General features: G+C 57.9%; 10 protein-coding genes. 8 read left to right on the top strand and 2 right to left on the bottom strand.

Annotated elements, in window-relative coordinates; all coding sequences use genetic code 11:
- Positions 1-229 precede the first annotated feature (229 nt).
- The 3 genes from LF252_RS05125 (at position 230) to LF252_RS05115 (ending at position 5,879) form a co-directional block, all read left to right on the top strand.
- Positions 230-2,680, top strand: coding sequence for a TonB-dependent receptor (locus tag LF252_RS05125; protein ID WP_226268357.1), 2,451 nt, complete (start codon positions 230-232; stop codon positions 2,678-2,680).
- A 178-nt stretch (positions 2,681-2,858) separates the two neighbouring features.
- Positions 2,859-3,266, top strand: a complete 408-nt coding sequence (locus LF252_RS05120; RefSeq protein ID WP_226268349.1) for a MarR family winged helix-turn-helix transcriptional regulator — start codon at positions 2,859-2,861, stop codon at positions 3,264-3,266.
- Positions 3,267-3,440: 174 nt separating this feature from the next.
- Positions 3,441-5,879: a TonB-dependent receptor domain-containing protein gene (locus LF252_RS05115; RefSeq protein WP_226268347.1), complete on the top strand. Its 2,439-nt coding sequence runs from the start codon at positions 3,441-3,443 to the stop codon at positions 5,877-5,879.
- 114 nt (positions 5,880-5,993) lie between these two features.
- On the opposite strand, the gene LF252_RS05110 is transcribed toward LF252_RS05115, so the two are convergent.
- Entirely contained in the window at positions 5,994-6,638 is a 645-nt protein-coding gene (locus tag LF252_RS05110; RefSeq protein WP_226268345.1) for a cysteine hydrolase, read from the bottom strand.
- Positions 6,639-6,873: 235 nt separating this feature from the next.
- Here LF252_RS05110 and LF252_RS05105 point away from each other — a divergent pair, with 235 nt between their 5' ends.
- Positions 6,874-7,110, top strand: a complete 237-nt coding sequence (locus tag LF252_RS05105; RefSeq protein ID WP_226268343.1) for a hypothetical protein — start codon at positions 6,874-6,876, stop codon at positions 7,108-7,110.
- A 54-nt stretch (positions 7,111-7,164) separates the two neighbouring features.
- On the opposite strand, the gene porX is transcribed toward LF252_RS05105, so the two are convergent.
- Positions 7,165-8,730, bottom strand: a complete 1,566-nt coding sequence (porX, locus tag LF252_RS05100; RefSeq protein ID WP_226268341.1) for a T9SS response regulator signal transducer PorX — start codon at positions 8,728-8,730, stop codon at positions 7,165-7,167.
- A 352-nt stretch (positions 8,731-9,082) separates the two neighbouring features.
- On the opposite strand from porX, the gene LF252_RS05095 reads away from it, so the two are divergent.
- The 4 genes from LF252_RS05095 (at position 9,083) to lpxA (ending at position 13,879) form a co-directional block, all read left to right on the top strand.
- The gene (locus LF252_RS05095; protein WP_226268339.1) at positions 9,083-10,312 is read left to right on the top strand and encodes an HD domain-containing protein; all 1,230 of its coding nucleotides are present in this window, start codon (positions 9,083-9,085) and stop codon (positions 10,310-10,312) included.
- Between the two features lie 133 nt (positions 10,313-10,445).
- Complete coding sequence (gene lpxD / locus LF252_RS05090; RefSeq protein WP_226268337.1) at positions 10,446-11,486, top strand: UDP-3-O-(3-hydroxymyristoyl)glucosamine N-acyltransferase; 1,041 nt, start codon at positions 10,446-10,448, stop codon at positions 11,484-11,486.
- A gap of 111 nt (positions 11,487-11,597) precedes the next feature.
- On the top strand, positions 11,598-12,989 hold the full coding sequence (locus tag LF252_RS05085) for a bifunctional UDP-3-O-[3-hydroxymyristoyl] N-acetylglucosamine deacetylase/3-hydroxyacyl-ACP dehydratase (RefSeq protein ID WP_226268336.1): 1,392 nt from the start codon (positions 11,598-11,600) through the stop codon (positions 12,987-12,989).
- Between the two features lie 89 nt (positions 12,990-13,078).
- The gene (gene lpxA / locus LF252_RS05080) at positions 13,079-13,879 is read left to right on the top strand and encodes an acyl-ACP--UDP-N-acetylglucosamine O-acyltransferase (protein ID WP_226268333.1); all 801 of its coding nucleotides are present in this window, start codon (positions 13,079-13,081) and stop codon (positions 13,877-13,879) included.
- Positions 13,880-13,894 lie beyond the last annotated feature (15 nt).

Raw genomic sequence — 13,894 nt, 5'->3', positions numbered from 1 at the left:
GCACCCGGTCAGCCGGCTTCGCTATGCCTGGCGGGGTTATCGGAGCAATCCGCTTCAAAAATTTTTTTTGCACTGCTATAGCCCAAACTTTCTATCTTTCGCTACGCAACTGCCATATTTTCTGGGCTGATTACTTATTTAGCCCCGATTATAGGGCCTCTGCCATTCCTCCGCCCCTCCCGCTCCTATTGCACTTTCCGATTCTCACAACCAACCGGAACGTGTACCAATGCATTGCTTTCTAACCCGGCCGCTGGCTGGTTCTATACTGTGTACGGCGCTGGCCCTGATGGCTGGCATGGCGCAAGGCCAGAGTGGGCCAGCGCTGTTATCGGGCGTGGTGAGTACCACCACCGGACCTCTGGAGTTTGCCACCATCACCCTGCACCGCGCGGCCGACTCGGCAGTAGTCAAAACCGAATTTAGCGACCCGGCAGGCCGGTTTCAACTGCTGGTTCCTACCGCCGGGCGTTACTTGGTTTCCGTGAGTCAGGTAGGTTATGGCCGCAGCTGGCAGGGCCCGCTGGCTCTTGGCAACGTACCTCTCTCCCCGCTGGAATTTCGGCTGGAAGCTGGTACCGCCACGCAGCTGCGCGGAGTGACCGTAGCCGGCCAACGCCCTTTGTACGAACGGCTACCCGACCGCACCGTGGTGAACGTGGAGGGCAGCGTACTCAGCGCCGGTAATACCACTCTGGATGTGCTGGGTCGGGCCCCCGGCGTCACCCTCGACGCCAACGATAACCTGGCTTTACGGGGCCGGCAGGGGCTGCTAGTATTGGTGGATGGCAAACGAGTACCGCTGACGGGTACTGAGCTGGCTGCCATGCTGCGGGCCCTGCCCGCCGAGCAGGTGGCTACCGTGGAGTTGATTACCAACCCACCCGCCAAATACGATGCCCAGGGCGGGGCCGGCATTATTGCCATCAACCTCAAAAAAGACCAGCGCCTGGGCCTGAACGGCAGCGCCAACGCCGCTTACGGCCGGGGCCGCTACGGCAAGTTCAGCAGCGGCCTAAACCTGAACTACCGCCGCAAACACGTTAATTTGTACGGTTCCTACGCCTACGCCGACCGCCAGACCTGGCAGCGCCTAACTATTGACCGGACGTACCTGGAAGACAACCGGGCGGCGCGCTACCTGGAGCAGGCAAATACCACCCGCGGCCACCTGCAGTCGCACACTTGGCGGGGCGGGGCCGATGTAGCTGTGAGTTCCCGTACCAACCTGGGGCTGCTGGTGAGTGGGCTGGTCAGCCGTCTACCCTCCGACGGCCAGAATGAGTCGCGGGTGTTTGACGGCCAGCACCAGCTCGCAGATATCGTGGTGGCGCAGAACCAGCGCAACCTGCTCACGCCCAATGTTACGGCCAACGTGCTGCTACGGCACCTCTTCCCCAAAGACTCTCTAGGCACTCCGGTGCTTACCGTGGATACCGACGCCGGCCGCTACCAGCTTACCCGCACGCTTGATTTAGTAGCCACTCCGATACTCCGGAGCACACCAACGGTCAGCCGCTTGCTCGGTGACCAGCACGGCACCCTTACCCTGCTCAGTGCCAAAACCGATTACGTGCGCAACCTGCGCCGCGGTATTCGGCTGGAAACCGGCCTGAAGCTCAGCCGCGTAACCTCGCGCAATGATGTGCTGTTTGAGCGCAGCCTCAACGGGGCCCCGACGCAGCCCGACGCGACACTCTCCAATCAGTTTCGCTACGAAGAGGCCATTCGGGCGGGCTACCTGACGCTGAGCCGTAGCCGCCCCCAACTCAGTATATCGGCTGGTTTGCGGGCCGAGTACACCAGTACGCTGGGCCGGCAGGCGGTGAGCAACCAACAGTTCAGCCGGCAGTATTTCCAGCTGTTCCCGTCCGTCAATCTTCAGCGGCCCCTCAACGAGGCGCATCAACTGGCCTTTTCCCTCAGTCGCCGCCTCGACCGGCCCACCTACAACCAACTCAACCCCTTCCGCTCCTACGTTGACCCCACTTCCTACCGCGTGGGCAACCCCGCCCTGTGGCCCCAAATAAGCACCCAGGCTGAGGTGACCCACACATTCCGGCAGCAAACCACTACCGCGCTACGCTACACCCACACCCGCCGGCCTATTCTGGGAGTGTATCTGCTGGATGCCGACGGTCTGATTGCCGCTACCGACGTCAACCTCAGCAGCCAGGATTACTGGGGCCTCACGGTGGCTTCGCCCTTCGCGCCCACGGCCTGGTGGAAGCTCTACGCCAACGCCGAGGTATTCTACATTAGGTTCCGGGGCCGCCTGCAAGGCTCGGCACTGCCGCCCAGCCAGCCCGGAGCGGTGCTGAGCCTTAACTCTTCCTTCACGCTACCCCAAGGCTGGAGCGCCGAGCTCAGTGGCAGCTACAACTCGCTGGAGCGCTACGGCTATCAACTGGTGCACTCTTTTGGGCAGGTGGGACTGGGCGTGCAGAAAACTGTAGGCCGGGCTACTCTGAAGCTCAACGCCGCCGATGCCTTGTACACCCTGCCGTTGCGCGCCACTGCCCGCTACGCCCCGCTCAGCGAATCGTTCCGCTCGGCCCAGGATTCCCGCGTTATCACGGCATCTCTAACCTATAAGTTTGGCAACGACAAAGTAACGGCTGCCCGGCGACGGGCAGGCAGCGCCGAAGACGAAAAGCGCCGCGCCGCTGGGGTTCAGTAACACGCTGCTCTTGTTTCTTACTTGAGCCGCCGATGCTTCTCACCGGGAGAATGGCGGCTTGAGTGTGTATTTGCGCTATCGGCTGAAATCATTTCTACTCTAAGGCAACCTTTATGATATATCATGCATCTATATGATATATCATACAAGTATGCTGTCTTCCATCCTTTTCTATTCTTTGGACAAAGCCATCCGCCAATACCGGCGCATGGCCCAAGCCAACATCGACCGGGCCGGTATTGCCATTACCATCGACCAATGGCTGGTGCTGCAGGTGATTGAGGAAACCGACGACCTTACCCAGACCGACATTGCGGAGCGGGTATTTAAGGACCAGGCATCGGTGGCCCGCATCATCCGGCTGTTGCTGGAGCGAGGGTTGCTGCAGGCGGAGCCTCTCCCTCAGGATGGTCGGCGCACCCGGCTGCGAGTTTCCAAGGCCGGGCACCAAACACTGGCGGCGGTTGAGCCGGTGGTGCTCAATAACCGGGCCGTTGCGCTGCAGGGGCTCAGCGAGAATGACCTGAATACCCTGCGGTTTCTGCTGGAACAAATAGCAACCAACTGCGCCAAGCCCCCAGAATAGTCCTTCCCACAAAAAACCGAATAGAAATAGTTTGATATACGAATATTTTCGTACGTTTGATACGAAACAATTCGTACTTCATAACAACCCGCTTCTACTATCCGGCAAAAAATGCATGCCTGGGGTGGTTGGCGAAGCTTTGCCCTCATTTTCCCACTCTTTCTCTCTATTCCTATGAAACCAACACGTGGTGGCTGGCTGGTGCTTCCGGCCGTTCTGCTTAGCTCGGGGGCTTGGGCTCAGCGTGTAAACGGACTGGTAAAAAGCACCGATGGTAGCCCGGTAGAATTTGCCACGGTGGTACTGCACCGCGCCACCGATTCCGTAGCCGTGAAAACCGAATTCAGCGATGAAAAAGGTCTTTTCCAATTTGAACAGCCAGCCAGCGGACGGTATTTGGTATCGGTAGCCCAGGTAGGGTTTGTGCGGGCTTGGGCGGGGCCATTTACCGTGGCCGGGCAGGATATTCCGCTCACTCTCAGTCTGCAGCCCAATGCTGCTACTGCCCTTAAGGAAGTAACCGTTACGGCCCAGCGCCCCACCTTTGAGCGGGAAGCCGACCGCACCATTGTGAACGTGGAAGGCTCGACGCTGGCGGCCGGCAACACCTCCCTGGATGTGCTGCGCCGCTCCCCCGGCGTTACCATTGATGGCAACGACAACCTGGCCCTGCGCGGCAAGCAGGGAATTCTGGTGCTCATTGACGGCAAGCGCCAGCCCATGACGGGTACTGAACTGGCCGACTACTTGCGCGCTTTGCCAGCCGAACAGCTCAAGAGCATCGAGCTGATTACCAACCCACCGGCCAAGTACGACGCCCAGGGGGGGGCCGGCATCATTGCCATCAACCTCAAAAAAGACCAGCGGGTAGGCACCAATGGCAGCCTGAACACCAGCTACGGCCGCACGCAGTACAACAAGTACAACGCGGGCCTGAGCCTGAACCACCGCCAACAGAAGTACAATCTGTTTGGCTCTTACAACTACACTGACCGATCAGGAGAGCCGCGCCTGACCATTCACCGGGATTTTTACCAGCCGGGTACTGCCGGCGAGGCAAACCGCCAGCTAGTGCAAGTAACCGACCAGGACAACCGCTCCCCTTTCCAGTTGCGCGCGCACACCTGGAAAGCCGGCATCGACTACAACCTGACGGAGCGCACGGTGCTTGGCGGGGCCGTGAGTGGGCTGGCTAACCGCAACGTGCAGCAGGGACGCAACACCACATACATCAATGATGTGGTGCGCAACCAGTTGCAGCAGTACAACTCCACCAACTACCGGGTGGGCCGTACGCCCAACGCGGCCGGCAACCTTAGCCTGCGCCACACTTTCAAGGATACGCTAGGCACGCGGGAACTATCGGCCGATGCCGATTATGCCCGCTACCGCACCAACCGGGACCAGCGCTTGGAAACCCGTTTCAACGGGGATGAGCAGGTGGGTGAGGTAATTACCGGCGACCAGCAGGGCACGCTCACCATCCAGTCGGCGAAGATGGATTACACGCAGTTCCTGACCAAACAGCTGCGGGTAGATGCCGGGGCCAAAACCAGTCTGGTATCAGCAGACAACGACGTGCAGTTTTTCACGGATGGGGAGCTAGACCCTAACCGTTCCAACCGCTTCCGCTACGATGAGAACATTAACGCGGGCTACGTGAACCTGAATTATTCTCAGCCTAAGTACACGCTACAAGCGGGCCTGCGTGGCGAGCAGACCAACGCCGAGGGCCGGCAGGATGTGGTGCAGGCGGGCCAGACGGCCAATTTTAGCCGGCATTACTTCCAACTATTCCCGAGTGCCGCCTTGAAACGGACGTTTTCAGACAAGCACGAAACCAGTGTTTCGCTGAGCCGCCGCATCGACCGGCCATCCTATGGGCAGCTGAACCCTTTCCGGGTGATAATTGACAAGACAACCTCGGGGGCCGGCAACCCCAACCTGCGCCCGCAAACCAGCTACAACGCCGAGCTTACTCACACTTTCCGGCAGAAGTACAGCGCTGGCCTCAGCTATAGCGTCACCAGCAACCCGCTGATTCAGGTGGTGCAGCCGGAAACGGACAGCACCGTGGTATCGACGACCCAGAACCTGAGCCGCCAGCGCTATTACGCCCTTACCCTCACTGTACCGGTAGAAGTGGCTAAGTGGTGGACCATGTACAACAATGCCGTGTTCTACTACAGCCGCTTTGAGGGCAACCTGGCCGGCACGAACCTGAACCGGGGCCGGGGCTCCTTCACCCTTACTACTAACCACACTTTTACGCTGGGTAAAGGCTGGAGCGCCGAACTGAATGGGGACTACCAGGCCCGCGACATCTACGGCTTCCTGAAAGTGCGGCCCAACGGCGAAATAAACGCCGGGGTGCAGAAAACCTTCTGGAACCGCAAAGCCACCCTGAAACTGAGCATGGCCGATATTTTCTTCACCAGCCCCATTCATGCCGTGTCGGAGTACGATACCTACGTGGAGCGGTTCTACCAGCGTCAGGATTCCCGGCAGGGTACGGTGGCTTTCACTTACCGCTTCGGTAATGACAAGCTGGCTCCTGCCAAACGCCGGGGTGGCGGGGCCGAGGATGAGAAACGCCGCGCCGGTGGGCAATAACTGGCTATACACTATCATTCCGAGCGAAGCGAGGAATCTGGGTTTGGCCTCTGGCGGCAAACCCAGATTCCTCGCTTCGCTCGGAATGACAAGTTCTACAGATTAATATCTTGTTTAATAATAGCCCCGCCCCTCGCCCACCGGCTCAGGCTGCTCGAGGGCGGAGAGTTGCTCCAGAAACTCCCGGTGCGTAACGGGCCTAGAGAACATGGGAAAGTTTTTTTCGCAGGCAAACCGTTGTTCCTCCTCGCTGAGCGTGGCCGTACAATCGGTGAGGGTGTGCACCTGGTAGCCCAGCTCATAGGCCGTGCGCATCGTGGATTCGACGCAACAGTTGGTGAGGAAGCCGGCCAAGGCTACGTGGGTAATGCCGCGCTGCCGTAGTACGAAATCCAGATTGGTGCTGGCAAAGCCATCAAGCCCCCGTTTGCCCTCAATGATGATATCGTCGGGCTGGGGCTTAAGCGTATCCACAATATCGGCGCCCCAGGAGCCCTTTCGAAACGAGTTGCTATCTACCACGCCTTTTAGGATGCCGTACGGGCGCGGGCTCAGTTCCTGGTAGTTCTCTGAAAATTGGATGGGCACGTGCACGATGAGTGTCCCGAAGTTGCGGGCCTGCCGCACTAACTCCTCGGTGTTAGCCAGCATATCCGTTTTCTTCATCACCGTTTTCACCGCCTCGTGCAGGGAGCCCCCGAGCGTGGTGAAATCGTTCTGAAACTCAATGAGCACAACGGCAGTAGTGGTTGGTTTCATAGTAGCAGGGCGTTAGGGTCGCGGGAGGATCAAGTTACTGAACAGCTGCCGCTTCCGCAATAGCCCACTGATTGTTATTGGGTTATGATTACGTTAATCCAGCACGTATGTGTAATGCGCAGCATGCTGAGTAATTATTGTAAGTTAGCTTCTGCAGTGCCACTCCATTACTTATTTCCCGATGCAGCGTTACTCAGCTACCTGGCATGAGCTGTAGGTACCAACCTACACTCACATGAAACAACCCAAAAAGCGCTGGGCATGGACAGCCCGGCAACGTGGACGCATCCGGCTTTATAGCAGCTTTGCGTATCGGCTTTATCAACCAGGTAAAGTGTTTACCCGATTGCTTTGGGCGCGGCACCGCAGCCAAACCCGCACGGCTCTGATTCAGCTACAGCAAGGTGCTGACGAAACTGAGGTACATTTTCCATATCATCACCGGCACAACGGCCATTGGCTATGTAACTAATCAAAAAGGCCGGTCAAGTGACCGGCCTTTTCTGCTTTTTGACTTACTGTACCACTACCCTTTCGGGCTGAGCACCACGTACGGGATAATGCATTCCTCCAGTGAAATGCCGCCGTGCTGGAACGTGTCCTTATAGTAGTTCACGTAGTAGTTGTAGTTGTTGGGGTAGGCGAAGAAGTAGTCGCCCACGGTGAACACATAAGCGGTGCTCACGTTTTCGCGGGGCAGGAAGATGCGCTCCGGCTTGCGCACGGTGTACACGTCGCGGGAGTCATCGAAGCCCAGGTTTTTGCCGTGCTTGTAGCGTAGGTTGGTATTCGTGTTCCGGTCGCCTACAATCTTGTAGGGCCGCTTCACCCGGATGGTGCCGTGGTCGGTGGTGATGATGAGCTTGCCCTTGCGCTCAGCAATCTGCTGCATCATCTCGTACAGCGGCGAGTGCAGAAACCAGCTACGGGTAATGCTGCGGTACGCCGACTCGTCGGCGGCCAGCTCCCGGATCATGGCCATATCGGTGCGGGCGTGGCTGAGCATGTCCACGAAGTTGTAGACGATGACGTTGAGCTTATAGTTGTTGTGCAGGTTGGCCATTTTGCCCAGCAAATCCTTGCCGGCCTGCAGGTTGGTCACCTTGTTGTAGCTGTACTTGGCCTTCTGGTTGTTCTTCTGGAACATGATTTCCATGAACTCGGCCTCGTGCATATTCTTGCCCTCGTCATCGTCATCCCATACCCACAGGTTAGGGTATTTCTTCTGGATTTCGCCCGGCATCATGCCCGAGAAGATGGCGTTGCGGGCGTAAGCTGTGGTGGTAGGCAGAATGCTGTAGTAGGTTTCCTCCGAATCGACGGTGAACAGCTCGGCAATGATGGGCTCCAGCACCTTCCACTGGTCGTAGCGCAGGTTGTCGATGAGCACGAAGTACACGGGCGTGTCGCCGGTTTCCTTCAGCATCGGGAACACCCGCTCCTTGAACAGCTGGTGCGACATCAGCGGGGCTTCATCATCGTCGCCGTTCACCCAGTCTTCGTAGTTCTCCGTGATAAAGCGGCCGAAGTAGGTGTTGGCCTCGTCCTTCTGCATGTTGAAGACGTCGGCCATGCTTTTGCCCTCCGTCTCGTTGATTTCCAGCTCCCAGTACACCAGCTTCTTGTACACATCGGCCCACTCCGAGGGGCTCAGGCGGTCAGAAAGCTGCATACCTAGCTGGCGGAAGTCGCGCTGGTAGCCGCTGTTGGTAGCCTCGCTCACCAAGCGCTTATTATCCAGCACTTTCTTCACCGACAGCAGAATCTGGTTCGGGTTAACCGGCTTGATGAGGTAGTCGGCAATTTTGGCCCCGATGGCCGATTCCATGATGTGCTCCTCCTCGCTCTTGGTAATCATCACTACGGGCACGGTGGGCCGCACGGCTTTGATTTCGGTGAGGGTTTCCAAGCCGGTGAGGCCGGGCATGTTTTCATCCAGAAATACGATGTCGTAGGTCTTCTCCTGAATTTCCTCAATGGCATCGGCCCCGGAGTTCACGCCGGTTACGTCGTAGCCTTTGTCTTTAAGGAACAGAATGTGGGGTTTCAGGAGGTCGATTTCGTCATCGGCCCAGAGAATCGAATATTGCATGTGGTGGGGACTTGGGGTGTAGCGCCCGGCACTGCCCGGCGCGTCATTAAACGCACGTTACGAAATACAGATACCAATTCCTGCGCAGTAGCTGCAAGTATGGGCTGCAAAATGCAACTGAAGTTTCGTAAGTAGCTTTACTCCCAATCCGTGGTTTTTGATTTATAAAATTCGCTCCGCCCTATACTTCGCTCCAACTCAGTGGTAAAGTAGCCGAAAAATGTCGACACCAACGGCCGCGGCTTCTAACCCGGCCCAGCGTATCGGGAACTACTAACAACACCAAAACCACTTTCCCGTTCCTTTCTACCGGGCTTCAGACGCTTCCGTGGCCCTGGTCTCCCTCCTTCTCATGAATAAAAAGAAAATCTTCAACGACCCGGTGTATGGCTTTGTCACCATCCCCACGGAGCTGTTGTTTGACCTGATTGAGCACACGTATTTCCAGCGCCTGCGCCGCATTCAGCAACTGGGGCTCACCATGTTTGTGTACCCCGGGGCCCTGCACACGCGCTTCCACCACGCCCTGGGCGCCATGCACCTGATGACGCTGGCTTTGCGCACGCTCAAGGATAAAGGCGTGAAGATTTCGGCTAAGGAAGGCGAGGCGGCTATGGCGGCCATTCTGCTGCACGACATCGGCCACGGTCCCCTCTCCCACGCCCTGGAGCGCAGCATTTTTGATGATGTGCACCACGAAGCCATTAGCCTGCACCTGATGCACAAGCTCAACGCCCGGTTTGAGGGGGCCCTGGACCTGGCCATCCAGATTTTTGAGGGCACCTACCCGCGGCCGTTCTTTCACCAGCTCGTGAGCAGCCAGTTGGATATGGACCGGCTGGATTACCTGAACCGGGACTCGTTTTACACTGGTGTGCAGGAAGGCCGCCCCGGCGCCGACCGCCTCATCAAAATGCTGACGGTTGTGGACGAGAAGCTGGTGCTGGAAGAAAAGGCCGTGTACAGCATCGAGAACTTTCTGGTAAGCCGGCGGCTGATGTACTGGCAGGTGTACCTGCACAAAACCGTAACCTCGGCCGAGCAGATGGTGATTCGGATTATGGAGCGGGCCCGCGACCTGGTGCGGGCGGGTGTGCAGGTGCCGGCCTCGCCCAACCTGCATTTCTTCCTGTCGCGCAACGTCACGCAGCAGGAGTTCGAGAATGACGACCAGATTCTGCGCCGCTTCACCCGCTTGGATGATACTGACGTGTGGGGCGCTGTGAAGCTTTGGGCCGACCATCCCGACAAAGTATTGAACTACCTGGCCCAAAGCCTGCTAGACCGGCACCTGTTCAAAATCACGCTGCAGTCGGAGCCGTTTGATGAGGAATTTCAGCTGGGCATTGTGGAGCTGATTGCTGAACATTTCCAACTACCCCACGAGGATGCCGTCCAACTCATGCTCACCGGCCGCATCAGCAACAATGCCTACGACATTGGCGGCGAAGACCCCATCGACGTGCTTACCAAGCGCGGCCGGGTAGTTAACGTAGCTGAAGCGTCCGACCTGCCCAACATCCGCGCCATTAGCCAGCGCGTGGAAAAGCACTACATCTGTTACCCCAAGGAAATCCTGTGAGTTGCTGGTTGCTGGTTTCTAGTTGCTGGTTCCCGTTGGGAAAGTGTAACCTGAAGCTCAGCAGTATTTCCAATCAATAACCAGAAACTAGCAACCAGAAACCAGCAACTAGAAACTTGCTTACTTTTGCCCGATGGAATTTACCGTAGGCCAGATAGCAGAAGTACTGCGCGGAAATGTGGAAGGCGACGCCTCCCTGCGCATCGACCGACTAGCCAAGATTGAAGAGGGCCAGACCGGCTCCCTGTCGTTTCTGGCCAACCTGAAATACGAGCATCATCTGTATACCACCGGGGCCACGGCCGTTATTGTGAGCCGCACGTTGGAGCTGCGCCAGCCCACCCAGGCGGCCCTCATTCGGGTGGACGACCCCTATACCAGCTTCACCACGCTGCTGGAGTTTTACCAGCAGGCCACCCGCACAGGCAAACGCGGCGTGGAAGAGCCGGCCTACATGGCCGCCAGCGCCCGCATCGGCGAAAACCACTACCGCGGGGCGTTTTCCTACATCGGCGAGAACTGCGAAATTGGCCGCGACGTGGTGATTTTCCCCCACGTGTTCATCGGCGACCGGGTGAAAATTGGCGACGGTACTATCCTGTACGCCGGCGCTAAAATCTACGCCGAAACCGTTATTGGTAGCCGCTGCACGGTGCATGCCGGGGCCGTTATCGGCTCCGATGGCTTTGGCTTCGCGCCCCAGCCCGATGGCTCTTACCGCACCATCCCGCAGATTGGCAATGTGGTGCTACAGGACAACGTGAGTATCGGGGCCAACGCCACCATCGACTGCGCCACCATGGGCTCCACCGTTATCCGCGAGGGAGCCAAGATTGATAACCTCGTGCAGATTGCCCACAACGTGGAAATCGGCCGCCACACGGTGGTAGCGGCTCAGACGGGCATTTCGGGCTCCACCAAAATTGGCGACTTCTGCGTGCTGGCCGGCCAGACGGGCATTGCCGGTCACCTGAGCTTGGCCAACCGCACCACCGTTACGGCGCAGTCGGGCGTGGGCAAATCCATTAAGGAAGAAGGTATTCTGCTGCAGGGCTCTCCCGCCTTCCAGCTGCGCGACAGCCTGCGCGCCAACGCCGTATTCCGTCACCTACCCGACCTGGAGCGCCGCCTTACCCAGTTGGAGCGTGCTCAAAGCGCAACGGAAAAGCCCTAGCTTTGCAGTCTATTTGAGTTGTCAGTTGCCAGTTGTCAGTTATTAGGCCATCCAGTTGTTCCGATGGCCTGATAACTGGCAACTGGCAACTGACAACTGTCAACTCAGAAAATGAACGACAAGCAACATACCATCAAGGCCCCCGTCACCGTGAGTGGCATTGGCCTTCATACCGGCGTGCAGGCCACCATGACGTTCTGCCCCGCTCCCATCAACCACGGCTACAAGTTTCAGCGCATCGACCTGCCCGGCCAGCCCATCGTGGATGCCGACGTGGACAACGTAGTAGACCTCTCGCGCGGCACAACCATTGAGCAGAACGGTGCCCGCGTAAACACCGTGGAGCACACGCTGGCCGCCCTTGTAGGCTTGCAGGTGGATAACGTGTTGATTCAGTTGGATGGCCCCGAGCCGCCCATTATGGATGGCAGCAGTTTTGAGTTCATTAAGCCCCTGATGGAAGTGGGCCTGGAAGAGCAGAACGCCCTGCGTAACTACTTCGAAATTCCCGACGAAATCCGGTACGTGGACAACGCCCGGGCCGTGGAAATTGCCGGCCTGCCGCTGAACTCTTACCGCCTCACGGTGATGGTGGATTACAACTCGCCGGTGCTGGGCTCCCAGCATGCCTCCCTCACCCACATCGACCAGTTTGCCTCGGAAATTGCGTCGTCACGCACGTTCTGCTTCCTGCATGAGCTGGAGGCCCTCTACAAATCCAATCTTATTAAAGGCGGTGATTTGAGCAACGCCATTGTGGTGGTTGACCGCGTGGTGAGCGATGAGGAGTTGGGCGACCTGGCCACCATGCTGGGCAAGCCCAAAGTGGCCGTAAAGAAGGAAGGCATCCTCAACAACGTGGACCTGCGCTACAAAAACGAGCCCGCCCGCCACAAACTGCTGGATTTGGTAGGCGACCTGGCCCTGGTAGGCCGGCCGCTGAAGGGCCAGATTCTGGCGGCCCGCCCTGGCCATGCTGCCAACGTGGCCTTCGCCAAGCGCATCAAGAAGAAAATGATGGAGGCCCACGCCAGCCCCGTGCCGGTGTACGACCCCGCCCGTGAGCCGGTGATGGACATCAACAAGATTGCCGCCACCCTACCCCACCGCTACCCCTTCCTGCTCATTGACAAGATCATCCATCTGGATGAAACCACGGTGACGGGCGTGAAGAACGTAACGTTCAACGAGCAGTTTTTTACCGGCCACTTCCCCGGCAACCCGGTAATGCCCGGCGTGCTGCAGATTGAGGCCATGGCCCAAACGGGCGGCATTCTGGTACTGAACACGGTGCCCGACCCCGAGAACTATTGGACGTATTTTCTGGGGATTGAAAACTGCCGCTTCCGTCGGATGGTTAAACCCGGCGACACTATTCTGTTCAAATGCGAGCTGACCGCTCCCATCAAGCGGGGCATTGCCAAAATGAGCGGCAAAGCCTACGTGAACGGTAAAGTGGTGATGGAAGCCGAAATGTCGGCCAGCATTGTGAAGAAGAGTTAAGAAGGAAGCGCTACCCCTGGCTTTATCCCTTACGATAGAGCCACAGCCTTCACCCGAAATTCTTAATTCTCAATTTTTAATTGAAAAGAATGAACCAGCCGCTCGCCTATATTCACCCCGAAGCCCGCATTGCCCAGAACGTGGTAGTGGAGCCTTTCACGACCATTGACAAGGATGTGGAAATTGGGGAAGGCACCTGGATTGGGCCCAACGTCACGATTATGGCGGGGGCGCGCATTGGCAAAAACTGCAAGATTTTTCCGGGTGCCGTTATTGCCGCGCAGCCCCAGGATCTGAAGTTTGCCGGCGAGAAAACCACCGTACACATCGGCGACAACACCGTTATTCGGGAGTGCGTGACGGTAAACCGTGGCACTGTGGACAAGCTCAAAACCGTCATCGGAGCTAATTGCCTGCTGATGGCCTACGTGCACGTGGCCCACGACTGCGTAATTGGCAATAACTGCATTCTGGCCAACACGGTGCAGGTAGCGGGCCACGTAGAAATCGGCGACTACGCCATTGTGGGTGGGTCGTCGGCCATTCACCAGTTTGTGCACATTGGGCCGCACGCCATGATTTCGGGCGGCTCCCTGATTCGTAAGGACGTGCCACCCTTTGTGAAGGCCGGCCGCGAGCCACTCACCTATGTGGGCATTAACAGCATCGGGCTGCGCCGCCGCGGCTTCTCCGACCAGAAGATTGCCGAAATTCAGCAGCTGTACCGCCTGCTCTTCCTCAGCGGCCTCAACAATGCCGCCGCCCTCGACCAGATTGAGCTGGAGCTGGCTCCTTCCCCGGAGCGCGACGAGGTAGTTAACTTCATCCGCAACTCCGGCCGCGGGGTTATCAAAGGCTACTCCCGCGGCGGCAACGGCGGAGGCGAGTAAAGAATCATAGCTGCA

Origin of the sequence: Hymenobacter pini (genome assembly GCF_020421205.1) — a bacterium.
Taxonomy (GTDB): Bacteria; Bacteroidota; Bacteroidia; order Cytophagales; family Hymenobacteraceae; genus Hymenobacter; species Hymenobacter pini.
The sequence above is the reverse complement of the archived record's forward strand: the minus strand, read 5'-3'. Positions and strand labels throughout refer to the sequence as shown.

What these genes read in the sequence shown, in the direction of transcription:
- LF252_RS05085 (WP_226268336.1), top strand. Translation starts at nt 11,598, where the DNA reads ATGAACGACAAGCAACATACCATCAAGGCCCCCGTCACCGTGAGTGGC.
- LF252_RS05105 (WP_226268343.1), top strand. Translation starts at nt 6,874, where the DNA reads ATGAAACAACCCAAAAAGCGCTGGGCATGGACAGCCCGGCAACGTGGA.
- LF252_RS05110 (WP_226268345.1), bottom strand. Translation starts at nt 6,638, where the DNA reads ATGAAACCAACCACTACTGCCGTTGTGCTCATTGAGTTTCAGAACGAT.
- porX (WP_226268341.1), bottom strand. Translation starts at nt 8,730, where the DNA reads ATGCAATATTCGATTCTCTGGGCCGATGACGAAATCGACCTCCTGAAA.
- lpxD (WP_226268337.1), top strand. Translation starts at nt 10,446, where the DNA reads ATGGAATTTACCGTAGGCCAGATAGCAGAAGTACTGCGCGGAAATGTG.
- LF252_RS05125 (WP_226268357.1), top strand. Translation starts at nt 230, where the DNA reads ATGCATTGCTTTCTAACCCGGCCGCTGGCTGGTTCTATACTGTGTACG.
- LF252_RS05095 (WP_226268339.1), top strand. Translation starts at nt 9,083, where the DNA reads ATGAATAAAAAGAAAATCTTCAACGACCCGGTGTATGGCTTTGTCACC.
- LF252_RS05115 (WP_226268347.1), top strand. Translation starts at nt 3,441, where the DNA reads ATGAAACCAACACGTGGTGGCTGGCTGGTGCTTCCGGCCGTTCTGCTT.
- lpxA (WP_226268333.1), top strand. Translation starts at nt 13,079, where the DNA reads ATGAACCAGCCGCTCGCCTATATTCACCCCGAAGCCCGCATTGCCCAG.